27 protein-coding genes are annotated in these 22086 nt (G+C 50.9%); 11 read left to right on the top strand and 16 right to left on the bottom strand.

Going from position 1 to position 22086, the window contains the following annotated elements; all coding sequences use genetic code 11:
- A partial coding sequence (locus PJE062_RS25215; RefSeq protein ID WP_008553085.1) for an SDR family oxidoreductase occupies nt 1–848 on the top strand: 848 nt, incomplete at its 5' end.
- A 51-nt stretch (nt 849–899) separates the two neighbouring features.
- Here PJE062_RS25215 and PJE062_RS25220 read toward each other — a convergent pair.
- Together PJE062_RS25220 and PJE062_RS25225 are read right to left on the bottom strand one after the other, a co-directional pair.
- Nucleotides 900–1313 (bottom strand): GFA family protein, encoded by a 414-nt coding sequence (locus tag PJE062_RS25220; RefSeq protein WP_008553028.1) that lies wholly within the window; start codon nt 1311–1313, stop codon nt 900–902.
- A 63-nt stretch (nt 1314–1376) separates the two neighbouring features.
- A complete protein-coding gene (locus tag PJE062_RS25225; RefSeq protein WP_008553102.1) occupies nt 1377–1793 on the bottom strand; it encodes a GFA family protein in 417 nt (138 codons plus the stop codon).
- Between the two features lie 205 nt (nt 1794–1998).
- Between PJE062_RS25225 and PJE062_RS25230 the strand changes: the two genes are divergently transcribed.
- The 4 genes from PJE062_RS25230 (at nt 1999) to PJE062_RS25895 (ending at nt 5178) form a co-directional block, all read left to right on the top strand.
- The gene (locus tag PJE062_RS25230; RefSeq protein ID WP_008553080.1) at nt 1999–2631 is read left to right on the top strand and encodes a DUF2799 domain-containing protein; all 633 of its coding nucleotides are present in this window, start codon (nt 1999–2001) and stop codon (nt 2629–2631) included.
- Nucleotides 2632–2672: 41 nt separating this feature from the next.
- Nucleotides 2673–3125: a YtoQ family protein gene (locus PJE062_RS25235; protein ID WP_008553094.1), complete on the top strand. Its 453-nt coding sequence runs from the start codon at nt 2673–2675 to the stop codon at nt 3123–3125.
- A gap of 124 nt (nt 3126–3249) precedes the next feature.
- Nucleotides 3250–4377, top strand: coding sequence for a glycosyltransferase family 2 protein (locus tag PJE062_RS25240; protein WP_008553048.1), 1128 nt, complete (start codon nt 3250–3252; stop codon nt 4375–4377).
- A gap of 33 nt (nt 4378–4410) precedes the next feature.
- Nucleotides 4411–5178 carry an FkbM family methyltransferase gene (locus PJE062_RS25895; RefSeq protein ID WP_008553023.1) on the top strand — a complete coding sequence of 256 codons (768 nt, stop codon included), beginning with the start codon at nt 4411–4413 and terminating at the stop codon, nt 5176–5178.
- A gap of 70 nt (nt 5179–5248) precedes the next feature.
- Here PJE062_RS25895 and PJE062_RS25250 read toward each other — a convergent pair whose 3' ends face one another.
- Entirely contained in the window at nt 5249–6724 is a 1476-nt protein-coding gene (locus PJE062_RS25250) for a methyl-accepting chemotaxis protein (RefSeq protein WP_008553035.1), read from the bottom strand.
- 163 nt (nt 6725–6887) lie between these two features.
- Between PJE062_RS25250 and PJE062_RS25255 the strand changes: the two genes are divergently transcribed.
- Nucleotides 6888–7301: a GNAT family acetyltransferase gene (locus PJE062_RS25255; RefSeq protein ID WP_037038240.1), complete on the top strand. Its 414-nt coding sequence runs from the start codon at nt 6888–6890 to the stop codon at nt 7299–7301.
- 390 nt (nt 7302–7691) lie between these two features.
- Nucleotides 7692–9593, top strand: coding sequence for a PhoX family phosphatase (locus PJE062_RS25260; protein WP_008553079.1), 1902 nt, complete (start codon nt 7692–7694; stop codon nt 9591–9593).
- 93 nt (nt 9594–9686) lie between these two features.
- Here the strand turns inward: PJE062_RS25260 and PJE062_RS25265 are convergent, their stop codons facing one another.
- From PJE062_RS25265 to PJE062_RS25305, 9 genes are all read right to left on the bottom strand, one after another.
- Entirely contained in the window at nt 9687–10235 is a 549-nt protein-coding gene (locus PJE062_RS25265; protein ID WP_008553114.1) for a YbhB/YbcL family Raf kinase inhibitor-like protein, read from the bottom strand.
- A gap of 98 nt (nt 10236–10333) precedes the next feature.
- The gene (locus tag PJE062_RS25270) at nt 10334–11125 is read right to left on the bottom strand and encodes an AraC family transcriptional regulator (RefSeq protein ID WP_008553138.1); all 792 of its coding nucleotides are present in this window, start codon (nt 11123–11125) and stop codon (nt 10334–10336) included.
- A gap of 109 nt (nt 11126–11234) precedes the next feature.
- Nucleotides 11235–11618 carry a GFA family protein gene (locus tag PJE062_RS25275; RefSeq protein ID WP_008553083.1) on the bottom strand — a complete coding sequence of 128 codons (384 nt, stop codon included), beginning with the start codon at nt 11616–11618 and terminating at the stop codon, nt 11235–11237.
- A gap of 122 nt (nt 11619–11740) precedes the next feature.
- Nucleotides 11741–12097, bottom strand: a complete 357-nt coding sequence (rplT, locus tag PJE062_RS25280) for a 50S ribosomal protein L20 (RefSeq protein ID WP_008553032.1) — start codon at nt 12095–12097, stop codon at nt 11741–11743.
- Between the two features lie 28 nt (nt 12098–12125).
- Nucleotides 12126–12323, bottom strand: coding sequence for a 50S ribosomal protein L35 (gene rpmI, locus PJE062_RS25285; RefSeq protein WP_008553139.1), 198 nt, complete (start codon nt 12321–12323; stop codon nt 12126–12128).
- 282 nt (nt 12324–12605) lie between these two features.
- The gene (locus PJE062_RS25900; protein WP_008553062.1) at nt 12606–13115 is read right to left on the bottom strand and encodes a nucleoside deaminase; all 510 of its coding nucleotides are present in this window, start codon (nt 13113–13115) and stop codon (nt 12606–12608) included.
- 40 nt (nt 13116–13155) lie between these two features.
- Nucleotides 13156–13707: a nucleoside deaminase gene (locus tag PJE062_RS25295; RefSeq protein ID WP_083793311.1), complete on the bottom strand. Its 552-nt coding sequence runs from the start codon at nt 13705–13707 to the stop codon at nt 13156–13158.
- Nucleotides 13708–13793: 86 nt separating this feature from the next.
- Complete coding sequence (gene infC, locus PJE062_RS25300; protein WP_083417159.1) at nt 13794–14336, bottom strand: translation initiation factor IF-3; 543 nt, start codon at nt 14334–14336, stop codon at nt 13794–13796.
- A gap of 190 nt (nt 14337–14526) precedes the next feature.
- A complete protein-coding gene (locus PJE062_RS25305) occupies nt 14527–15702 on the bottom strand; it encodes a glycosyltransferase family 4 protein (protein WP_247643149.1) in 1176 nt (391 codons plus the stop codon).
- Nucleotides 15703–15833: 131 nt separating this feature from the next.
- Between PJE062_RS25305 and PJE062_RS25310 the strand changes: the two genes are divergently transcribed.
- Entirely contained in the window at nt 15834–16622 is a 789-nt protein-coding gene (locus tag PJE062_RS25310) for a carboxylesterase (protein WP_008553066.1), read from the top strand.
- A gap of 34 nt (nt 16623–16656) precedes the next feature.
- Here the strand turns inward: PJE062_RS25310 and PJE062_RS25315 are convergent, their stop codons facing one another.
- Nucleotides 16657–17553, bottom strand: a complete 897-nt coding sequence (locus PJE062_RS25315; protein ID WP_208982489.1) for a LysR family transcriptional regulator — start codon at nt 17551–17553, stop codon at nt 16657–16659.
- A 130-nt stretch (nt 17554–17683) separates the two neighbouring features.
- On the opposite strand from PJE062_RS25315, the gene PJE062_RS25320 reads away from it, so the two are divergent.
- From PJE062_RS25320 to PJE062_RS25330, 3 genes are all read left to right on the top strand, one after another.
- Nucleotides 17684–18193 (top strand): lactoylglutathione lyase family protein, encoded by a 510-nt coding sequence (locus tag PJE062_RS25320; protein ID WP_008553135.1) that lies wholly within the window; start codon nt 17684–17686, stop codon nt 18191–18193.
- Nucleotides 18194–18323: 130 nt separating this feature from the next.
- A complete protein-coding gene (locus tag PJE062_RS25325) occupies nt 18324–18947 on the top strand; it encodes a flavodoxin family protein (RefSeq protein WP_008553058.1) in 624 nt (207 codons plus the stop codon).
- Nucleotides 18948–19022: 75 nt separating this feature from the next.
- Nucleotides 19023–19343, top strand: a complete 321-nt coding sequence (locus tag PJE062_RS25330) for a multidrug efflux SMR transporter (RefSeq protein WP_008553111.1) — start codon at nt 19023–19025, stop codon at nt 19341–19343.
- A gap of 3 nt (nt 19344–19346) precedes the next feature.
- Here PJE062_RS25330 and PJE062_RS25335 read toward each other — a convergent pair whose 3' ends face one another.
- The 3 genes from PJE062_RS25335 to PJE062_RS25345 all read right to left on the bottom strand — a co-directional run bounded on the left by PJE062_RS25335 (nt 19347) and on the right by PJE062_RS25345 (nt 22037).
- Nucleotides 19347–20222, bottom strand: a complete 876-nt coding sequence (locus PJE062_RS25335) for a nucleoside-diphosphate kinase (RefSeq protein ID WP_008553044.1) — start codon at nt 20220–20222, stop codon at nt 19347–19349.
- A gap of 8 nt (nt 20223–20230) precedes the next feature.
- Nucleotides 20231–20953 carry an SDR family oxidoreductase gene (locus PJE062_RS25340; protein ID WP_008553031.1) on the bottom strand — a complete coding sequence of 241 codons (723 nt, stop codon included), beginning with the start codon at nt 20951–20953 and terminating at the stop codon, nt 20231–20233.
- Nucleotides 20954–21113: 160 nt separating this feature from the next.
- Nucleotides 21114–22037 carry a LysR family transcriptional regulator gene (locus tag PJE062_RS25345; protein ID WP_008553132.1) on the bottom strand — a complete coding sequence of 308 codons (924 nt, stop codon included), beginning with the start codon at nt 22035–22037 and terminating at the stop codon, nt 21114–21116.
- Between the last annotated feature and the right edge of the window lie 49 nt (nt 22038–22086).

Raw genomic sequence — 22086 nt, forward strand, 5'->3', positions numbered from 1 at the left:
TGGGAGCTGGATACTCAGCTCGCCATTTTGTGAAAATGTATGGAACCGAGTTTTCCTGGATTGGCGGGACGACCCGCTCCGAGGAAAAAATGGCGGACCTGCAATCCAAAGGGATTCATCCGATCCTTTTTGATGGCGAAACAGCAAGTGATGAGTTGTTAGAGGCGATTTCGTCTGCAACGCACATTCTGGTTTCAGCTGCCCCAACCGATGATGGCGATCCTTTGCTGTACGCAGCACGAGATGCTGTAGTAGAATCGAAGCCAACAGCGATCTGCTATCTTTCCACCATCGGCGTTTATGGTGACCATGAGGGCCGGTGGGTTACAGAAACAGCTGAGTGTAATCCAACCTCCAAACGCTCTAAGCTGCGCCTTGAAGCGGAGAAGGAATGGCTTGTATTTTCTGAAGAAAGCGGCATCCCGGTCAGTATTCTGCGCCTTGCTGGTATCTATGGCCGTGGACAGAACGCACTATGCAATCTGGACAAGGGTAAAGCGCGCCGGATTATCAAGGAAGGTCAGGTCTTTAACCGCATTCACGTGAGTGATATCGCGGGTGCAGTTCAGCATGCCTTTGAGGACAATGCATCCGGCATCTTCAACGTTTCTGATGATGCGCCTTGTCCGCCTGAAGATGTGGTGGAGTATGCCGCCCGTCTGATGGGCGTTGAACCACCGCCAGCAATTGCTTTTGAAGATGCCGACCTTTCGCCTATGGCGATCTCGTTTTATGGCGAGGTGAAGCGTGCAAGCAATGCGAAGCTCAAAGGGGCTTTGGGATACAAGTTTAAGTTCCCAACCTATCGTGAAGCGCTCGACTATATGTGGGAGAACGGGTGGAGCTAGAGCCTGTTAGGAACATGCTCTGATCCAGCCGCTCACCTTGCACCGGTTTTATTAGACTGTTTCGTGTTGAGGCAGGTCTCCTTCTATTTCGTAGTAATCGCCTTTGCTGGCGCAGAAGATGTGACCTGCCGTTTTCAGGCCTGTCGGCTCATCCAACAGCCCAGCGCTGAAGTAAACTTCATGAGCAATCTCGGGGATTTTGTCTCCGTGATAAAACAGGCTGCTGCCACAATTGCTGCAATAAGCGCGTCTTGCGTAATCAGATGAGCGGTAATAGGAGATGTTCTCTTCGCCGCTCTCAACTTTCAAAGCATCAAATGGAATCGCCAGCGCATGGAACGGGCCACTGTTCCAGCGGCGACACATGGTACAATGGCATAGGCCAACCTCTTTTTTTGGCACTTCTGCTTTGAATGAAACCTCACCACAGAGGCACTTCCCTTTATAGATCTTCAGATCAGACATACCTACTTCCCCAATACATTTCGCGTATCTGCCAAGACAATCCGATATGGATATATCTGCCCGTTAATCCTCATGGCCATACTGCGGGCGGCCATCCTCAATTTCATAGTAATCAGCCTTGGCAGCACAGAAAATGTGGTTGCCTGCACTCAAGCCAGTTGGCTGGTCCAAGGCGCCCACTGCAATCGAGATGCGATCTTTCCATTGTGGGTGGCGGTCTGCATGCCAGAACAGGTTTGAGCCGCACTTTGAACAGAAGCCGCGGCGGGCAAAATCAGAGGATTCGTAGTACTTGACGGCATCTTCCCCCGCAGTGAACTGCAGGTTCTTCAGAGGCAGGCTATAGGCATCAAAAGGACCACTCCCCCACTGCCGACATTGCTTGCAATGACAAGTGCTGATTGGTTCGTCTGGTGCCTCACCTTCAAAGGCGACTGCGCCGCATAAACAACGTCCTTTAAACTCGATTGTCTTTGTCATCTGACTATCCAATACCTACTGAAAAGGGGTTGTCTCTCGAATCGAGAGATATATGATTCCTTAAAGAGAACATATAGAGAACATTTGTATTCAGCAAGCGTTCAGGTTAAGTCTCCTATGTGGGTTTTCATAGATTCCAATTTTGTCCATTCAGATGTGCTGGGCACCGCCCAATCGGATGGACCGTTTAGAAGGCATGTTGGGGATGCGGGTAGCTTTAGCTGTTGTGGGACTTGGATTGGCACTGAGCGGGTGTGCCTCTCTTTCTGAAGAAGATTGCAAGATCGGGGATTGGCAGGGCATCGGAGTCGTTGATGGCCGCGCTGGCTACACCTCCGACAAACTGAACGAGCACACCAAAGCTTGCAGTAAGTATGGCGTCACGCCAGACGTAAGCGCTTACATGGCAGGCCGAACCATCGGGCTTCAAAGTTACTGCACGCCGATCTCCGGCTTTGAGCAGGGCCGTGAGGGCAAAAACTACCGTGGTGTCTGCCCGATTGCGACTGAAGAGAATTTCAAAGTTGGCTATTCCCTGGGTAATCAGCTTTATGCAGCCAATGAAGCTGCCAGCGACGCTCAGGAATCCGTTTGGGAAATCCAGCGCCGCATCGACAGGCTGGAAGAAGAAGCACGCGGTGAAGACTGCAAGTCAGGCAAAGAAGGAAAGGCGTGTCGCAAAGCTGCAGACGCTGCACGAACAGACTCCTATCTGGCACGGGCTGACTTGCTGCTTGCACAAAACCGGCTGTTCTCTTTGGAGCGTCAACGTGATCGTGTCCGAAAAGAAGTCACCAACAAGCTGCTTGACCTTGAACCAAGCTACAACCCCTCCTAAAATTTGCAGGCAAATGCAGATTCTTAGGGGAAGGCGAGCCGATGAAAACGTGGCGTGTTTATCTTTCAGGTGAGATCCACACCGATTGGAGAGAGCGAATTGAACATGGTGCGGCAGATGCAGGCCTGCCTGTCCATTTCGATAGTGCCGTAACTGATCACGAAGCCAGCGATGATTGCGGTGTTGAGATTTTGGGCGCTGAAGAAAGCAATTTCTGGCGGGACCACAAAGGTGCGAAGGTCAATGCCATCCGCACCCGGACGCTGCTCTCTGAGGCAGATATCGTTGTGGTGCGTTTTGGTGACAAGTACCGCCAATGGAATGCTGCTTTCGATGCCGGCTTCGCTTCAGCTCTGGGCAAAAGCATCATCGTGCTGCACGATCCGGCACTGACGCACCCACTGAAGGAAGTAGACGCAGCAGCCTTGGCGGTGGCCGAAGACCCAGATCAGGTGGTTGATCTACTGCGCTACGTGATCCGCGGCGAACTGTAAGCCCCTCCCAATTCAAGGGAAGACGCTCCAATAACACAGCCCTACACTCCCCTCTCAACAAGAGGAACGAGTGTGGGGCTTTTGTTTTTTAATGGCCTAATCACTCAACTGGTGGGCAGGTGCAGTGACGAGTGTTCGCGATCTTTTTGATTTTGATGAGTTTCCCAAAATCAGTTTGCCGGAAGATGGGATAATCGTTATCACGAGAGCCCGTAATGAGATGTTGAGATTGCCCTTTTTTCTGGAGCATTACCGGAGTATTGGGGCAAGTCATATCTTCGTTGTCGATAATGACTCCACTGACGATACAGCAGCTTTTCTGGAAACACAGCCAGACGTTACGCGGTTTCACACCAGCAAGCTCTATAAGCAGTTCAAACGAAACTGGCTGCTCGCCATTTTAAATGAGTTTTGCACCGATCGCTGGACTATTCTGGCGGATACAGACGAACAGTTTGTTTATCCAGGATGGCCAGAAACCAAACTGACTAACCTGACAACTTATTGGGACAGTGTTGGTGCAGAGGGCGTAATAGCTCCGCTGATCGACATGTACTCCGACAAGCCACTGGTTGATGTTGATTACAAGCAAGGAGACCCATTTCTTTCTGCATGCCCATACTTTGACACGACCTCAAGTTGGGCGATCACACGACCTCCAGAGGGACGCACTCCAGGTTTTGAAGTGCGAGGCGGTATCAGAGGACGCCTATTCGGTATTCCTCCTAAAAGGCGTGAGTTCTTTCCGCTCAATCGCTTACGTAACTTGTACCTCGCACCTGCACATATTCACTGGCGGTTACCATTACGAGATTATGTAGAAAGACGCCTAAAGCGCTTTTTGTACAAGCAGTGCCCACAACTCACGAAAGTTCCCCTTATCAGGTGGAACCCGACTTACTCCGAAATGTGGAGCGTTCACCGCATCGACATCAGGACCAAGCTGGCTGATGACTGGGGAGCAATGCTGCACTTCAAGTTCTTTCAGGACTTCAAGTTTCGCGTTGAAGAAGAACTAACCAGACAAGCTTACTACGCTAATGGATTAGAATATAAGGCCTATTACGAGGGCCTTGAAAAGATCCTACATCAGTCACCTGCATATTCAGGATCAATGAAGCTCTCAAGCGTGGAGGACATCTATGCATCCCGACAAGCCTACTGTTCGCGTGAGCTACAAAAATACTTGAAGCAACTTGCCCACCAACCTCATGTGACGACTTCTCCTTCTCAAAAAGGTGCCGTTGCCTAAGTCTTTGCTACACACAATTATTGGAGTCTTGGAATGCGGTTTTTTGAAAACCTTGAACATCAATACAAAATGCGTCGGCAATACAAGAAGTTGCGCGGCATCAAGTTGGATGTTTCTCAATCTGAAATCGACCTTTATGTCAAAGAGCAAATCGTTCGCGGCCTTTACGAGCATGAAGAGTTTTATCTTCTGACACGGTTGCTGAAGCCTGAAGACCGTGTGTTAGAGCTGGGGGCGTGCGTTGGCTTCTTATCAGCAGCAGCTGCCAAGATATGCGGTTCAAGCAATGTGATGTGTGTTGAGGCTAATCCTGAACTAATCTCGGTTATTGAAACCAATCACTCGCTGAATGGTGTGTCACCCCAATTAGTCAGTGGCATAGCAGCCCTCAAGGACGTTGAGCAGTCTGAGTTCTTTGTAGGAGAACGAGCCTCTGGTTCATCAATACTTGAAAGGGAAGGCAGCCGAAAAATTCTGCAGAAAACAGTCAACGTCAATCGACTGATCGCAGAGTTTGAACCGAGCTTTCTGATGATGGATATCGAAGGTGCAGAAATCGACCTTTTACCAGCATTAGACTTGTCTGACATTCGCATGTTGATTGTTGAATTTCACCCAAAACTCAATGGTTTCGATGCAATAACGGAGTGCATCAACGTGCTCACAGAAAAAGGCTTCGCATTACGGGTTGATCAATGCCAGAACAAATGCATGGTGCTTCAACGGACTACAGATCCTGACCATGCAATGAGTTCACAACTCAGCCATGTTCTTGAAGAGCAAGGTGTCCTTTCTCAGTAGTTTATTTTGCATATTCGCATTGATTTTATGGCTGCCGTTTTCGACAGCCATGTGCTTTTATAGAACAACATCACGCATTGAAAGCGATGAGGGTGTTGCCCCAGTGGCGGCCTTTGATCCAGATGGGGGCTGAGACGAGTTTGATCATCATGATCTTTCCGCCGCCCATATCCCGGCGATAGGTTTGCAGGCTGTACTCTTTGGTGTTTTTGCTTGCATTCAGGCCAGCGCGGTCGTCAAACATTCTGCGGTTACGGCAGTTGGCGGCGTTCCAGACCGGGTCATTGCCCTGAGGCTTGGAATACTCTTTGCTGTGCGTTGGAAGATAAGCGTTTTTATCCAGTGCAGCACAGAAGATGATGTGTGGATCCAGATCTTTGACTGGTTCCTGAATGTCAGGCAAAACCCGGTCAGTCATTTGTGTGAAAGACGCCATGAATTGGACGGGGTTTGATCCCTCAATCGGGGTGTAGTTGAAGTCAAAGAGATCGTTGATTGAGATGCGGCCTGCATCCACTTCGCCTTCAAAGGCTTCCATGGTTTTAGCTGCAGCATCCTTGGCGTATTCAATCATCTGCTGATTGAGATTATCGCCATGTTCGACGGCAACTTCGGCCAGAAGAGCATCGGCAGTTTGTGACGTTCCTAGCATCTGGCCGGATACCTGCTCAATGCTCTCAGCATTGGCGGAGACCACACCGACCATTTCATCGCGATTGCGCAGCAGTTCGTCCGTATCAGCGTCATTGTTTGCGCAAGCGATGCGGATGGATTCTGTGTTGGCAGAGATGTTATCGACCATTGCTTCCAGCTCGTGGAAGAGATCGTTGATGGACTGTGTGCCGTTTTCAGCAGTCGCTACTGTATCAAGTGCGCCCTTACCGAGATCCACCAGAGTATCTGCTTCTTTGCCGAGCTGAAGGATTGTTTGGTCAATTTGTTCAGTCGCGACTGTGGTTTGCGTCGCAAGCGCCTTCACTTCGCTGGCAACCACGGCAAAGCCTTTGCCAGCCTCGCCTGCACGAGCCGCCTCAATTGTTGCGTTGAGGGCCAGAAGGTTGGTCTGACGGGCGATGGCGTCAATGGAACTGGAGAACTGACGCACATTCGCAAACGAGGCCTGGAGGCCTTCCAGTTGACGATTGATGTTGCTGATGGTTGTCGACAGACTGTTGATGTTGGCGAGTGCATCTGTCACCACTTCCTGAGACTTGGACATGGTATCGCGGGCATTGGTCGTCTGCTCTGCTGTCTGCTCAACGGCTGAGCTCACTTCCCGGTTACTCTCAACAACACGTCCAGAAGCTTCCTGAAGGCTTTCCATGGCTGTTTTCAGAGCGCCTGCGGTGTTGTTGACGGCATCCAGCTCTCCCGCAGCTGAGGCCATATCCAACGCGAGTGCGTCCAGCTCACCAAACAAGCGTGCACTATCTATTGAACTCTTAGGTTCTGTAATTTCCACTTCAGCAGACTGACCGATTACTTCTCCTTGGTCATTTGCAGCAGTTTCGGCGAGCAGTTGTGTGTTTCGCTTAAAAAAAGCCATGTCAAAAACCTCTCAATCGCGCAAAGGTTTTCATAGTTTTACTTATAGATTATTAACCTTGTTATTAATCCTCTCTCCCATTACAAGTGACTGGATTACAAGGGATAATAACAAAACATCCTGTGACTAAACTTCTATTTTCTAATTACTATGCGCGGTGCATATGATTTGTCGTGAAATGCGTCTGTCCGATCGGGACGCGGTTATTGCTCTTTGGAAGGCCGCTGGCGTCTTTCGTGAATGGAATGATCCAGTTCGGGATATTGCAAAAGCACTTGAGGGCGAACACTCAACTATTCTTGTCGGAGAACTGGACGGCATGATTGCCACCAGCATCATGTGCGGAGAGGATGGGCATCGCGGCTGGTTTTATTATGTCAGCACACATCCGGATCATCAGGGCAAAGGGTTAGGCAAAGCTATTACAGCTGCTGCAGAAGACTGGTTGCGCGAACGAGGCATCTGGAAAGTTAACCTGCTTGTACGTGGAGGTAACAGCCAGGTCGCGAGCTTTTATGAGGCACAAGGTTACAAGAACACCCAGAGCATCTGCCTGCAAAAGGTGATTGAGCCATAGACCATCAAGTTTTTATTCAGAATATTTAGTGGCTGTGAAACTTGCGGTAATCGATGCTGCGGTTTATAGGGTTTGGAAATTTCCTGTTGAGCCGTATAGCGTTGGGCGTCAATTCACTGAATTTTCATAGAGCTCCTTAATCAAGCCAAGCATCTTCGTCACATTTTGCAGTATTTTCTCATCTAAAATTAGAATAACGGAACAATATATAGGTATCACAACAAGTTAGCTAACTGACGCTCGTCAGATCTATATTTCACTTCTATGATTCCAATAATATGAATACAATACTCATATTACATCTGCAGTATTTTATAGGATTTATTGTTTCGTAAAGTTGTCATGCAGGCGCCTTAGTGTGCGCTCACCTTCTTCTACGGGATATTTCTAATGGCTAATGATTTGACGAATGAGCTCACAGCAGATGAGTGGGATGAGTTGAACTTCCCTCGTGCTGAAGAGAATGAATTTGACCGCGTTGTTGAGCGCGCAATTTCGCGCCGCGGTTTTCTGGGTGGTGTGCTGGCATTTGGTTCCGGCGCAGCGGTGATGGGCACAGGTGTGCTTGGTCTTTCCGCTTCTGAGGCGAAGGCGTCTGTTTCGCGTTTTGCTTTTCAGCCAATTCCAACATTTACTGACGCGACTGTTCATGTTCCGGAAGGATATAACTGGAAGATCCTGGCTCGCTGGGGCGATGCTCTGGTAGATGGTGCTGAAGAGTTCGATCATGAGACCGGTGGCTCTGCAGCGGGTGCAGACAAAGTGTTTGGTGAAAACACCGACGGCATGGAGAGCTTCCAGTATCAAGGCAAGCAACTACTGGCGATCAACCATGAATATGCCAATCGCCGCATCAACCTGCCTCAGAATGAAGATGGAACTCCAAAGAGCGCTGATGATGTTCTGAAACTGCAGCACCTTCAGGGTGTTGTGGTTATTGAAGTGGAAGAAGGCGATAGTGGTTGGGCGATCGTGAAGAACAGCCCGTTCAATCGCCGCATCACGCACAATACGCCGATGACACTTGCTGGGCCGGCGGCAGGTCACCTTCTGCTGCAAACTGCGGCTGATCCTTCAGGCACGCAGTCTCTTGGCACATTCAACAACTGTGGTTCTGGTAAGACACCATGGGGTACTTATCTGACCTGCGAAGAGAACTTCAACGGTTACTTTGGTGCAACCGATGCAGCTCCTGTAGAGCGCATGGACGGTGTTGATGCCGGGTACAAGCGCTATGGCGTCACGGATACCGGCTACAACTACGACTACCACAAGTTCGATGAGCGCTTTGACATAGCGAAAAACCCGAATGAGCCTCATCGTGCAGGCTGGGTGGTTGAGATTGATCCAACAGATCCAAACTCAACACCTGTCAAACGCACTGCACTGGGTCGCTTCAAGCACGAGAATGCAGAGGCGGTTTTGGCGCCAGATGGCCGCGTTGTTGTTTACATGGGCGATGATGAGCGCGGTGAGTTCATGTACCGCTTTGTCTCCAATGGTGTTTATGCACCGGGTCAGCCAACTGATGGTTTGCTGGATGACGGCACCCTTTATGTTGCCAAGTTCAATGATGATCAGACGGGCGAATGGTTGGCTCTGACACCAGACACAACAGGCATGGATGCGGCCAGCATCGTGATCTTCAGTCGTATTGCTGGTTCTGCTGTTGGCGCGACCACCATGGATCGTCCTGAGTGGATTTCAGCCAATCCCAATGCAGTTGAGGCGTACTGCTGCCTGACCAACAACAAGAACCGCGGCGTGAAGCCTAATGCAGGTGGTGATGACACCTCTGTCAACGGGCCGAACCCACGTGAGACCAACAAGTATGGCCAGATCGTGCGTTGGCGTCCTCATAATGAGGATCATGCCTCAGACACGTTCGATTGGGATCTCTATGTGATGGCTGGCAACCCAACCGTTCACGAAGGGCCCAAGGCTGGTTCTGAAAACGTGAATGCGGGCAACATGTTCAACTCTCCGGACGGTATGGGGTTTGACGAGAGTGGGCTTGTGTGGATCCAGACGGATGGTAGCGACAGCAATGAAGGTGACTTTGCTGGCATGGGTAACAACCAGATGCTGGTTGGTGATCCTGTGACGGGTGAGATTGCGCGCTTCATGACTGGTCCTAAGGGAGCTGAAGTGACCGGCCTGACATGGTCTGCTGATCGCCGCAGCATGTTTGTGGGCATTCAGCACCCAGGCGGTAACTGGCCAGATGGCGGTAAGCTGCCTCGCTCTTCCGTTATCGTGATCAAGCGCGACGATAATGGTGTGATTGGCTAAGCAGCCTTTCCAGCTTGAACGATATTGCCCTTCGGGAGTTGCCCTCCCGAAGGGTTTCATTTTGTGACTGTCACACTAGCGAAAGCTGAGCCTTTAGTGGCTGAAGACGGCAGTGATTTTGGCAGTCTGAAGTGTGTTCGCGCCAATCATATAGCCGACCAGTGCATTGCTTGGGTTCTCAGGGAGATCCAGTGCAGGCACGCCAAGTGCATGGATGGTGAAGATGTAGCGGTGTACCTCACCTGCCGGTGGGCAGGCACCGCCAAATCCTTTCGCACCGTAGTCGTTGGTGATTTCCATTGAGCCAGCAGGCAAAGTTTTGTTGTTGCTCGCGCCTTCTTCAAAAGAGTTTGTCGAGGCTGGGATGTTCACCACATTCCAGTGCCACCATCCAGAACCTGTTGGTGCATCTGGATCATAAGCAGTAAGGGCGAAGCTTTTGGTGCCTTCTGGCGCGTTGGACCAGCTGAGCTGCGGTGAGAGGTTGCCTCCGGTGCATCCGAACCCGTTGTAAACGAACTGGTTCGTAAGCTGCTGACCTTCAGCAATAGATGTGCTGGTGAGCTTAAAGTCTTGCGCTTGAGCAGCAGATGCAAATGAAGCTGCGATGGCCAGAGCAGTTATGAGTGGTTTCCGGAACATGTTTTCTCCAGTAACTTGGGGCGTTGAACATGTTCCATCTATAGGTTGCTTTGAAAAGACACGCTTTCACGTGCCACTCATAAACTATCAAATTTCGATCAACCCTCCCTCACTCTGATCTCTTTTGGGCGAATCCCAAAGCGTTTTTTGAAAGCCTCAGAGAAATGAGAGGGGGTATTAAACCCGCAGTCCAGCGCAATATTCGAGATTGGTTCATGCGTGGACTGCAACAAGGTCAGACCTTTTTCCAACCGGGTATGGAGCAGAACCTTTGCGAAGCCATGCCCGGACTTGGCAAGCCATCGGCGGAAGGTCGCCTCACTCATCGCAAAGTGGCTGGCAACGTCGGTGGCGCGCCATGCATAGCTCAAGTCGGTTTCAATGAGGCTGCGCACCTTGCTTAAAGGGTTGTCTGTATCAGGCTTTGACAAGTTTACGCCGATATGGCGTAGCCAGATGAGCGGCTCCAAGAGTCGGTGCTGCCTTAAGGCTTCTGGCAGTGAGGTATTTGCTAGTGTCTCTTTCATAAGAGCGAGCACATCTTCTGGCTTATGCTCTTTTCCACGCACCACCTGGATACCTGTAGCTGCTGGAGCTGCCGGTTGACCTGCATACACTGCATCTATCAGCGTGTTGGCAATGCTGACGCCATCTGCCTGATAATCGGCATCTACGAGCGGTCTGTTCTCAAGGCTGATGATAGAACCGGGAGGAAAGATGAAGAGATCACCCTCTGAACCGATCAGCTCACCGTTGTGCGGGCAAATTACCTTTTTCGTTCCCTTATGAATGAACGACAGGAAGGTTTGATGGAAGTACATGTCCGTGAACGTGGCTCGAGTGGCCTGCGTGATCAAGTGAATGGACAGGCCTGAGTCGTCTGGCAACATCCTGTCAGCTGTTTCATTTCGGAGTTGGGGCACTTTCACTGGTACTTTCAAACACCGCAGGTATCACGGTTTTACCGAGCTGGGTCAGAATGGCAAGCATTGCCCGTAATCAGAACCGTTGGATCTGAGGCGCATCATCGGTGATCTCGTAGTAGTCACCTTTGTCTTTGACGAAGATATGCTTGCCGATGTGCAAGTCGTTTGGCTCATCCAGACAACCGGCTGCGATAGCGATGTAGTCTTCCGCATGGATTTTATAGAACAGGCTCGATCCGCATCCCTTGCAGAAACCACGCTTTGCAAAATGTGAGGAAGCGTACCATTCAAGCCCATCGTCAATTGTGAAGGTGACTGCGCTTTCAGGAGCTACTGTGGAGGCCCAGACGTGGCCGCTTGTGCGCCGACACTGGCTACAGTGGCAGACTGTGACGCTGTCTCTCACTGCTTCCACCTGAAACTGAACTTTGCCGCACTCGCATTTGCCAGTGACCATGTTCCCTCTCCCCTCATTTATCAAGGAACCAAGATAGGGAGGAGGCTTTGGCCGAACAACAAAAAAAGCAGGCTCCTCTCGGAACCTGCCTTTTAAAAAGCTTCTGCTTCCTGCTTTAGCAATTAAGCTACAGCAGCCTGTGCTTTTTCAACCAGAGCCTTGAATGCGTCAGGCTGGTTGATTGCCAGGTCAGAAAGAACCTTACGGTCAACTTCGATGCCAGCTTTGTTCAAGCCATCGATGAAGCGGCCGTAGGTCATGCCGTGTTCACGGGTCGCAGCGTTGATACGCTGGATCCAGAGTGCACGGAAGTTGCGCTTGCGAGCCTTGCGGTCGCGGTAAGCGTACTGTGCCGCTTTCTCGACTGCCTGCTTAGCAACGCGGATGGTGTTCTTACGACGGCCGTAGTAACCTTTGGCTGCCTTAATAACTTTTTTATGACGAGCGTGGGCGGTAACGCCTCTTTTTACACGTGACATGGTTGTCTCCTGGTCTCAGCTTTAAGGCTTAGCCGTAAGGCAGATATTTTTTCACGATACGAGCATCTGCATCACACAGAGTGGTGGTACCACGTGCATTACGGATGAACTTGTTCGTGCGTTTGATCATGCCGTGGCGCTTGCCAGCCTGAGCACATTTAACTTTGCCAGTCGCGGTCAGTTTGAAGCGCTTTTTGGCTCCAGACTTCGTCTTCAACTTGGGCATTTTGCGTCCTTTCTTGTGATGATCAGCGAACCGATCAAAAATTTGCAATGGATGCATCAGAAGCCGCCACGGCATGCCCTGTATTTCCGTCTTAATTCCTATAAATTATAGGAGGCAGAATACCGCCGGGCGACTTTGAACGCGGCCTTATAAAACTGCCAGCGTGGGAATGCAAGAAGATTCCCGTCAAACTCGGCTTGAATAGCCAGAGTTCAACCAGTTTACACCCCTGCCCTTGCCAGAGTGTGCATGACTACGGTGTCGCGGGGTGTTTTCGGCTCTTCAGATCCTGATGCCAAGTCTTTTAAGTGCACGGCCATAATCCGTAAAGAGCTGCTGGCAAGCCTGGCGTTCAACACCCTCAAAAATTGCTATTTCAGGTCGCTGAACCATGCTTGCAGCCAGGTCTTTGGCCCGCAGGTTCATTTCCTGCGGCCAGAAGTTTGTAGCGTCCTCATTGGTGTAAGCCCCAAACACCAGCGTGTCGAAACCGGCCCAGATGGTGGCGGCCATGCACATGGCGCATGGCTCACACGTGCTGTAGAGGATGCCGCCCGGAAAACTGCGGGTCTTGCTGGTCTCACTGGCGAGCCGAATGGCATTGATTTCACCGTGGCAGGTGGGATCACACTCCTTGATCACAGAATCATAAGCCTGCGCCAGCAGCTCACCTTCAGAGGAGTAGACTGCACAGCCAAATGGCGATGGGTAGGGTGTCTCCAGCGAAGTCGCAGTATAAGCAATCAGCTCTCTCATGCGCTGATGGTGCAGCTCCAGTTCGCTTTCTGTCATCACGTCCCTCCCCGATCTTTAGTTTCGCGAGGTTTGTTCGTTAGATGCGAATGCCGAGTTTGATCATGGTACTTGCGCAGTCAGTGAAGAGCTGCCGACAGGCATCGCGTTCAACCCCTTCGATGATCTCAATCTTCGGACGCATGATCACGTGCTCTGCGATATCGCGCGCGCGCAGGTCCATCTCCTGCGGCCAGAAGTTGATTGCATCCTCATTTGTGAAAGCACCAAAGACCAACGTTTCCACTCCGATACTGATGGTTGCTGTCATGCACATCGGGCAAGGCTCTGAAGTGGCGTAGAGGATGCTGCCGGGAAAGCTACGGGTCTGATACTTTTTGCAGGCTTCGCGAATGGCGTTGAGTTCGCCATGGCTGCTGGGATCGCATTCGCGGACCATTCTGTTGTAGGCTTGTGCGAGTAACGTCCCGTCTGAGCCATATAAAGCGCCACCGAAGGGCGTGGGATATGGTGTTTCAAAGGAGGTTGCAGTGTATTCCACCAGCGCCTGCATGCGCTTTTGGTGTGTAGCCAGCTCGTTGTCCATGTGCTCCAACCGTGTTTCGTTGCCCCAAATGAAAATACCCGACACGCTGTGCCGGGTAATCTCAAAATTCTCTGGGGCTTCGGTTGAGTAGCTACACAGAAACCAAGCTGGAGCGCTTCAACCTGAGCCTATTAACGAGAAATAGGTGCTAGCACCATCATCATCTGGCGACCTTCCAGCTTAGGATGGGATTCGACCTTAGCGATATCTTGGGTCTCTTCCTTCACCTTAAGCAGAAGCTTCATGCCGAGATCTTGGTGAGCCATTTCACGGCCACGGAAGCGCAAGGTTACCTTCACCTTGTCTCCGCTCTCAAAGAAACGCATCATGTTTCGCATCTTCACTTCATAATCATGAGTGTCGATGTTTGGACGCATCTTGATTTCTTTGATCTCAACGATCTTCTGTTTTTTGCGTGCTTCAGCAGCTTTCTTCTGAGCTTGGTACTTGTAACGACCATAGTCCAGAATCTTACAAACAGGTGGTTGACTGTTCGGAGCAATTTCGACCAGATCCAAACCTTGTTCCACCGCCATTGCGAGGGCTTCTTCGGTTGGAGTTGGGCCGAGGTTCTCACCTTCGGCGTTGATCAGCTGCACTTCGCGAACGCGAATCTCTTTATTGGTGCGCGGCCCTTCCTTAGTGGGTGGCGGTGCGCGAAACGGACGGCGAATGTGAGTATCTCCTCTTTAGACTGCCGAACTTGCGAATATTTGATTGCAGTTCAATGACTCGTTCCAACTGTTTCGTCAAGTCGAGAAACACTTCCCAAGAACATCATTTTCGCTGCGTCGCTAGAATCAGGAAAAATGCCACGTAAGTCAACACTAGTTTTGTAGGTTCTGACGCGACATTTACAACCAGTTAGCAGTCTGTTGGTAACAGCTCCCGGTAAACGTTTAGTGTGGCTGAGCACATGGCCTGTTTGGTGAAGGATCGCTCGACATGATCATGGGCGCGCTTTGTTAGTTTTGCCCGCTCTTCTTCACTCATATCCAGCGCCTGCGCCATGAGATCACAGAGCTCTTCTGCATTGCCATTCTCAAAATGCCAGCCTGTACGTTCTTCAGCTTTCACGATTGGCGGCACGAGCACGGTTTCCGGCACAGCGCCGATGTTAGAAACGATAATAGGCACACCTGCGGCCTGCGCTTCGACAGCTGCACGACCAAAGGCTTCCGCCTCAATGGAGGCCACGACAGAAGCATCTGCAATCGCGAGGGCTGCCGGCACATCAGAACAATGGCCAACGATGCGTACGTGTTCGATCAACTCAGACTCTGCGATCTGCAACTCAAGAGACTGGCGGTAGGCTTCGCGGCCCTGATCATCACCAGCCAGAACCACCAGAACATCATCATAGCCACCACGCTCGATCAGCTGGCGCGTGGCTTCGATCAGAACACGCTGGCCTTTCCATTCCGTCAGGCGCGCCAGGTTCATAACAACGCGGCGGTTATCGGAAACACCCCAGCGGGCACGTAGATCTGTCACGCGCTCATCGCTGATGTTGTCCCGATTAAAGGATTCAACATCTGGTCCACGATAGATGACCGAGGTCTTACCCTTAGTGCGTGGGTCACGTTTTTCGACCAGATCCGCAGTAAAGCGAGAGTTGGCAATCACTTTGTCTGCGCGGGTCATGGAGGAATTGTAGAAAGCCTTGAACTTGTTGGTTTCCTTGTAGATGCCGTGATAGGTGGTGACATAAGGAATGTTCAGGCGGTGTGCTGCCCACAAAGCGGACCATGCAGGAGCTCGGGATCTGGCGTGCACCAGATCAACCCGGTTCTGCTGGCAGATGCGCTCAATCAGATAAGAGTTGCGCCACATGGTCCATGGATTCTTGGACTTCACTGGCAGTTCAAAGTGCACGGCACCGGTTGCTTCCAACTCAGGAACCATGCGTCCACCCTGCGAGATCACAAGGCTATTCCAGCCTTCGTTGACGATCGCCTCCGCCACATCCACTGTGGTGCGCTCGGCTCCGCCGGTTTGAAGGTCGGGGACAATTTGCAAAATGGTTGGCACTTTGGACATTTCTCTATGTTTTTTGAGCGGCATCCAACTATGCTCGCCCAAATGAAAGGCAGGCACGCGCGGAAGCACGATAATCAGGTTTCCAAACAGTTGCCGGCCACTATAAGCCGATAAGCGTTTGGAGGTTATGAATGAGTGCTGACTTACCGCAATTCATCAGCGTTGGCAAAGGAGACAGTGCGCGGCAGATTGCAGTGCGACATGATGAACGCGGTGCACCGGGTGTTCTGTGGCTTTCCGGCTTCAAATCCGACATGCTTGGCACAAAGGCAGAAGTGCTTGCAGAATGGGCTGAAAAGAAGGGCCTGACCTGCACCCGCATGGACTACTCCGGTCACGGCGAATCCGGTGGTGCGTTTGTTGATGGCACCATCTCCCTTTGGCTGGAAGAAGCTGTGGCTGTGTTTAAACAGTTCTGCAAAGGTCCGACTGTTGTCATTGGTTCTTCCATGGGCGGTTGGATGGCTTTGCTGCTGGCTAAGGCACTTCATGAAGCTTCGGAAGAAATGGAAAGCTCCCTCTCTGGCATGGTGCTGATTGCGCCTGCTCCTGATTTTACCGAGGAACTGATGTGGAAGCATGAGTTCACTGATGAGATCAAACAGGAGATCATGGAGAAAGGCCGTTTCGAACGCCCTTCCGAGTATGAAGACAGCCCTTACATCATCACGCGTGACCTGATCGAAGACGGCAGAAAGAACCTGCTGCTCGGCGAACCAATCATCACCAACTGCAAGACCATCATTCTGCAAGGCCAGAAAGATGACGCTGTGCCGTGGCAGCATGCTTTGCGCATCGTCGAAGGCATGGCCCATGACGATGTGGTGCTGACTTTGGTGAAAGACGGCGATCATCGCCTGTCGCGTCCTGAAGATCTGGATCGCATGATCGCAGCGGTGGCCGAACTCGCCCAGCGTTGATTTAATCTAGTGGTTAGGCTTCTGATGCAGGAGCCTAGCTGCCGCTCATTTGCCCGCATAGCTCTGCGATTTCCTGGTGAAACCAATCATACCGAGCAGGTAGAGGGCGATGCTTCTTTACCGTCAGATATAGCGGGTCGCTGACGGGTTCTTTCAGTTCCAGAATATTGATCTTCTGCTGTGCTTCAAAGCTGCGCACTGCAGTTTTGGGCAGAACTGTATACCCCAGCCCTCGCGCGACAGGCACGAGGATCTGGCTGAGTTGGTTGATATAGCCAGTCACCCGTAGATCACTTTTAGCAGATGCCATCTCCTCAAAATTCGGCGTAAGCAAGCGCTCTGCATAATGCTGGCCGTCTGGATGATCAATGAAACCCTGCTTTTGCAGGTCTCCGAATGAGACTGCTCTTCCTTTGAAATCTGCTGGCACGACAAGGCAGAGAGGCTCGTTGCCGATGTGCTGCTGTTCCAACGCTGAGTGCTGTGCTTGTTGGGTGACTATGCAGAGATCCATCTCGTTGCTTTGTAACAGCTGAAGGCTACGATGGTTTGGAGCGACTTCGACCTTCAGCGTTAAACCGGGATGGCGGTTCTGGTGTGTGAGTAGCTTAGGGTAGAGATAGAGCGCCATGGAACCGGAGCACGCAATGCGGATTTCACCAGTGTTTGGGTCATCCTGCTGGATAGCCTCCCGAAGTTCTGCCTCCTGCTTTTCGGCTGTGAGCGCGAAGCTCAACAGAAGTTCCCCTTCCCGTGTCAGCTCAAAGCTCTTGCCGATCTTCGTAATCAGAGGCGCTCCGACCTGCTGCTCCAGCTTTTTCAGATGCTGGCTGACGCCCGGCTGTGTCATGCCAAGTTGAGTAGCTGTCAGCGTGAAGTGGCCAGTTTCGGTTAATTTGACGAAGGTTCTGAGCCATTGGGAGTTTAGCATGGCCCCAACATACATAACATTAAATTATCATAAAACTAATAAATGATAATTTCTTATTTTCTCACAGACTTGCTACATCCAACGTGTTCAAGGCATTCCGCCATTTGAGATTAGCGTAGCGAGGTTTGTTATGTCCGCCCCTTATCCAAGACGTTTCTCCCACATTGGTCTTTCTGTTCCTGATGTGGAAGCTGCGGTGAAGTTCTATCGTGACGTGATGGGCTGGTACATCATCATGGAGCCAAGCGAGATCGTTGAAGATGACAGCGCAATTGGCGAGATGTGCACCGACGTGTTTGGTAAAGGCTGGAAGAGCTTTAAAATTGCTCACCTATCCACCAGCGATGGTATTGGTGTTGAGCTCTTTGAGTTTGCTCAGAACGAGAGCCCGGAGAACAACTTCGAATACTGGAAGACCGGTATCTTTCATTACTGTGTTCAGGATCCTGATGTGGAAGGACTGGCAGCCAAGATTGAGGCTGCAGGCGGTAAGCGCCGCATGAAAGAACCACGCTATTACTATCCGGGAGAGAAGCCTTATCGCATGATCTACATGGAAGATCCGTTCGGCAACATTCTGGAGATCTACAGCCATTCCTACGAGCTGCACTATTCCAGCGGTGCCTACCAGAAATCCTAGGTTCTCCAAGGTGTGCTCGAAGAATTTTAATCGAGCACATCTAAATCTGCCCCAGCTTTCTTAGAGTGGCTGAAAGGCGTTTGGCTGCAAATAGACCAGTATTCTGACAGGTCTTGAAGAGTAGCAGCCCATGTCAAAAGACATTCTGGTGGCAATCGCCTTCTTTTCCGCCAACGGACACACCGAGGCGCTGGCACATGCGATCGCACGCGGAGCCCGTGAAAATGGTGTGACCGTTACCTTTGTGCCTGTCAGTGAGTATGAAGACACGGACTGGGGCACTCTGGAAGCCGCCGATGCCATCGTCTTTGGTACACCAACCTACATGGGCGGTGTTGCCGCTCCCTTCAAATTCTTCATGGATGCCTCTGCCACCGTTTGGTACAAACAAGGCTGGATCAACAAGATCGCCGGAGGCTTCAGCGTTTCCGGTTCCATGAGCGGTGACCGGCTCAACGTTTTCCTTCAAATGGCGACCTTTGCCGCCCAGCATGGTATGATCTGGGTGAGCCTTGGCATGCCTCCTGGCAACAATTACAGCTTTGGCAGTAATGACGACCTCAACCGTCTCGGCGTGTACTATGGCGCAGCTGCGCAGGCCAATATGGATGAAGGGCCGGAGGTTACTCCGCCGCAGTCGGACCGTGACACAGCTTTCGCTTACGGCGCCCGTATCGCCAAAGCAACGCGTCGCTGGGTAGAAGGTGGTCACAATCAGCCTCAGCAAAGCAAAGGTAAGTCTCCCTTGCATTGATGGTGTACTATAAGCTTGTGTTTTAGGGTGTTTTTCTAGTTTGGAAGCAATCATGGTTGTTTTGGAGGCAACTGAATGGCGTGGATCTGGCTCATCATTGCAGGCATGTTTGAAATGGCTTTTGCCATCTGCCTCAAGCTCTCTGAGGGCTTCACCAAACCGCTCTACACCATCGCCTTTGTCATCACGGCCTTCCTGTCGCTCTACTTCCTGACCAGAGCGATGGCCTCCATCCCTATCGGCACGGCCTACGCCGTCTGGACAGGCATCGGCGCCTCCGGCATCGCAATCTTGGGCATCTTTCTCTTCGGCGAACCTGTCACCTTCCTCCGCCTCTTCTTCATCGCCCTCCTCATCGCCGCAATCGTGGGGCTGAAGTTTGTGTCGAATGGGTAGTGGTTAACTACCATCAAACGCTGCATCAAGCTGCGCGGAAATCTCCTGAGATGCTCTTATGAAACCGGGGGTTTTCTCCCCAAAGCTGCCTCCGACACAGAACAAACCATTCTCAAAGATCGCCGTGCGAAGCATCTCTGTTTCCAGCAGAGTGAAGCTTGGTTTGTAACAGACGACTCCTTGTATTTTATGCTTCTCTTTCAGCGACCTGATCGAGGCTGGATGATTGCTCAAATCCTTCAATAACAAGACTTTCACTTCTGATGCATTGTCTGAAAAGCAAGCATTCTTGCATCGAAACCGCAATATCTCGGCGTTTGGCTGCAAAACGTCACGAACGGCAACATATCTGCAGTTGCTCAAGCTAGATATCGCCCGGAATTGAGCTGAACCTGCTTGTTCTTCATCTGAGGCAATCAGATTGAAGCTTCCCAGTTTTGATAGTTCCTCCCGTTGCCCTTGATCCAGACAGTCAAAGACAACACCCTGATCAGCGTACTGATGGTGATCATCAATGTTCAAGCTTGGAAAAAAGAGCCCAAACTGAACGACAAACTCATTACCGGGCTCTGTTGAGTGCAAGATGTTGCGGAGTTTACTGGTAGCGTGCTGTTTCCGGATCTTGTATTTGTAATTACGCCCAAAGCTTACAGCAAAACAGCCTTTAAAAAGCAGAGCGGTAATAGGGCCACTGGTCATATATTCCAAATGCTCTGAGTTCTTGCAGATAAAGCACTTCTTGAACTCAGTTTCCGACAATTGCTTTGAGGCCACCGCAACAATCTCAAAGCCGTTCTGCACCAGATCATCCTGAATGCTCTCAGTAAACCACTCGTGCTTTTCCTGATCCGGTTTGATGAGGATGATGTTGTGTTCCATAGTGATTGTCAGACGAGGTGAGCTTCTTTGTTGTCATTCGTGATTGGTGCCATGTCATTGTCCAGACATTCAACAATCTCAACTCGTGCTGGATTTCGAAGAAGCTTTGCATATTTGTATTTGAAGCGACCGCTTGAACACTCGACGATCTGATCTGCTACCCATTTGGGATCCAACATCGTAGTGGTGTCTTCATTCGTATTGTCCCAGAAAGACGTTCTAATGCCTGAAGGAGCTGCCACGAGAACCTTTCCCAGACTTCGATCCCTCACTAACGATGCTCCCAACATGCCCAAGCCTGACTTAGTTGCGCAATAAGCAGGCTCCATCTCGCGAGGGGTGTATTGAGAGCTTGACGTGACCAGCATTATCTTGAGAGGAAAATCGGATCTTTTCTTGAGACGCTGGATCAGCAGCATCGGGGCCAGCAAACCAACATTCACCATTGCACTCAGATCGTCATCTTCAAGTTCATCAATATGGCCCCTTTGCAGAAAACCGGCTGCATAAACGAGTGTATGGACAGGTTCAAAGCTGTCCAAGACCCGATCAATGTCCTGCCCAAGCTGAACTGGATCATGGTTCATTGCGAGGTTCTGGAAAGTTACACCTTCAAGATTTGGCTGCTTGCGCCCAGTAACACAAACAGTATGCCCTTCAGTCGCATAGTGCATTGCCAGTTCGAGACCGACGCCAGATGTTCCACCAATGATCAAAATGTTCTTTTTCATGAATAGGTCTTTCTAAAAAAGTTTTGGCCGTCCTCGACAAGATGACTAGCAGCTCAAATGGAACTTCACGATAGAACGGTCTGTTTTTGCATGTCAATTTGAGTGGGAAGCAAAGCTTCTAAGCGAACTTGCCGAAGTCTTCTCAAAACACAATCTTCAACTACCGATACTGCCTCGTGGTTTCTTTCATGAGGGTGCGGGTCCATTGGATCATGGGGTCGTGGTGGTAGCATTCGTGCCAGTAAAGGAAGAACTCCTGGTGGTGGTCTTTCAGGAAGTCCGGCACCGGTGAGGCTATGGTGTTGTGGCCCTCGTAGATTTTCTTGTCGAAGATTGAAGGCACAAGGAAGAGTAGGTCGGTTTGTCCGCAGAAGTGCATGGCGGCGAAGAAGCTGCCGATTTTTACAGCGACGTTTCGTTTGCGGCCCATTGCGGCCAGCTTCTCATCAATGATGCTTTGCCCTGATCCTGTAATCATGACCGAGATATGGTCTTGAGCGAGATAGTCATTCAGCGAGATTGGTTTGCCTGCAAGCGGATGGTCTTTGCTCATCAGGCAGACGTAGCTGAACCGGCCCAGCGAGATGCGGTGGAGCTGACTTGTGGCTGCGCTTGGCTCCTGACCCGAGAGGACAAAGTGAGCTTCTCCATTTTCCAGCGGCTCAAATTGGTTGCGGATATTGCTCTTCAGCTCCAGCTTCATACCCGGAGCTTCCTGCTTCATCCGTTTCAGAAGAGGTGGGCCGTAGAGGTTCACCTCCAACTCAGGGCCAGAAAAGCGAATGGTCTCTTGCGCCGTTGCCGGGTCAAACTCTGGTTTTGCGATTACGTCCTGAATGGTTGCCAGCACAGATGGGAGCAGCCTTTGGATTTCGGCAGCTCTTTCCGTCAGCTCATAATCTCCGGCGATGCGCACCAGCAGAGGATCATTTAGCAGATCACGCAAGCGCTGTAGAGCGCGGCTGACTGCGGGTTGGCTCATATGCAGCTGTGTTGCTGCCAACGAGACATGCCTCGTTTCCAGAAGCTTCTCCAGAATGACGAGAAGGTTCAGATCCACTCCACGCAAATTCACCTGACGCATACCCACTATACCCTACATGCATTAGACGAATACTTGGTAGCTGAATAAA

It is taken from the genome of Pseudovibrio sp. JE062, assembly GCF_000156235.1.
Taxonomy (GTDB): domain Bacteria; phylum Pseudomonadota; class Alphaproteobacteria; order Rhizobiales; family Stappiaceae; genus Pseudovibrio.

Bases quoted from the DNA above. Each gene is read 5' to 3' on its own strand.
- PJE062_RS25330 (WP_008553111.1), top strand. From the start codon at position 19,023: ATGGCGTGGATCTGGCTCATCATTGCAGGCATGTTTGAAATGGCTTTT.
- PJE062_RS25275 (WP_008553083.1), bottom strand. From the start codon at position 11,618: ATGGTCACTGGCAAATGCGAGTGCGGCAAAGTTCAGTTTCAGGTGGAA.
- PJE062_RS25325 (WP_008553058.1), top strand. From the start codon at position 18,324: ATGTCAAAAGACATTCTGGTGGCAATCGCCTTCTTTTCCGCCAACGGA.
- PJE062_RS25225 (WP_008553102.1), bottom strand. From the start codon at position 1,793: ATGACAAAGACAATCGAGTTTAAAGGACGTTGTTTATGCGGCGCAGTC.
- PJE062_RS25895 (WP_008553023.1), top strand. From the start codon at position 4,411: ATGCGGTTTTTTGAAAACCTTGAACATCAATACAAAATGCGTCGGCAA.
- PJE062_RS25265 (WP_008553114.1), bottom strand. From the start codon at position 10,235: ATGTTCCGGAAACCACTCATAACTGCTCTGGCCATCGCAGCTTCATTT.
- PJE062_RS25230 (WP_008553080.1), top strand. From the start codon at position 1,999: ATGCGGGTAGCTTTAGCTGTTGTGGGACTTGGATTGGCACTGAGCGGG.
- PJE062_RS25250 (WP_008553035.1), bottom strand. From the start codon at position 6,724: ATGGCTTTTTTTAAGCGAAACACACAACTGCTCGCCGAAACTGCTGCA.
- PJE062_RS25315 (WP_208982489.1), bottom strand. From the start codon at position 17,553: ATGCTAAACTCCCAATGGCTCAGAACCTTCGTCAAATTAACCGAAACT.
- PJE062_RS25235 (WP_008553094.1), top strand. From the start codon at position 2,673: ATGAAAACGTGGCGTGTTTATCTTTCAGGTGAGATCCACACCGATTGG.
- PJE062_RS25220 (WP_008553028.1), bottom strand. From the start codon at position 1,313: ATGTCTGATCTGAAGATCTATAAAGGGAAGTGCCTCTGTGGTGAGGTT.
- PJE062_RS25305 (WP_247643149.1), bottom strand. From the start codon at position 15,702: ATGTCCAAAGTGCCAACCATTTTGCAAATTGTCCCCGACCTTCAAACC.
- PJE062_RS25260 (WP_008553079.1), top strand. From the start codon at position 7,692: ATGGCTAATGATTTGACGAATGAGCTCACAGCAGATGAGTGGGATGAG.
- PJE062_RS25255 (WP_037038240.1), top strand. From the start codon at position 6,888: ATGATTTGTCGTGAAATGCGTCTGTCCGATCGGGACGCGGTTATTGCT.
- rplT (WP_008553032.1), bottom strand. From the start codon at position 12,097: ATGTCACGTGTAAAAAGAGGCGTTACCGCCCACGCTCGTCATAAAAAA.
- PJE062_RS25270 (WP_008553138.1), bottom strand. From the start codon at position 11,125: ATGTTGCCAGACGACTCAGGCCTGTCCATTCACTTGATCACGCAGGCC.
- PJE062_RS25310 (WP_008553066.1), top strand. From the start codon at position 15,834: ATGAGTGCTGACTTACCGCAATTCATCAGCGTTGGCAAAGGAGACAGT.
- PJE062_RS25340 (WP_008553031.1), bottom strand. From the start codon at position 20,953: ATGAAAAAGAACATTTTGATCATTGGTGGAACATCTGGCGTCGGTCTC.
- PJE062_RS25345 (WP_008553132.1), bottom strand. From the start codon at position 22,037: ATGCGTCAGGTGAATTTGCGTGGAGTGGATCTGAACCTTCTCGTCATT.
- PJE062_RS25320 (WP_008553135.1), top strand. From the start codon at position 17,684: ATGTCCGCCCCTTATCCAAGACGTTTCTCCCACATTGGTCTTTCTGTT.
- rpmI (WP_008553139.1), bottom strand. From the start codon at position 12,323: ATGCCCAAGTTGAAGACGAAGTCTGGAGCCAAAAAGCGCTTCAAACTG.
- PJE062_RS25335 (WP_008553044.1), bottom strand. From the start codon at position 20,222: ATGGAACACAACATCATCCTCATCAAACCGGATCAGGAAAAGCACGAG.
- PJE062_RS25900 (WP_008553062.1), bottom strand. From the start codon at position 13,115: ATGACAGAAAGCGAACTGGAGCTGCACCATCAGCGCATGAGAGAGCTG.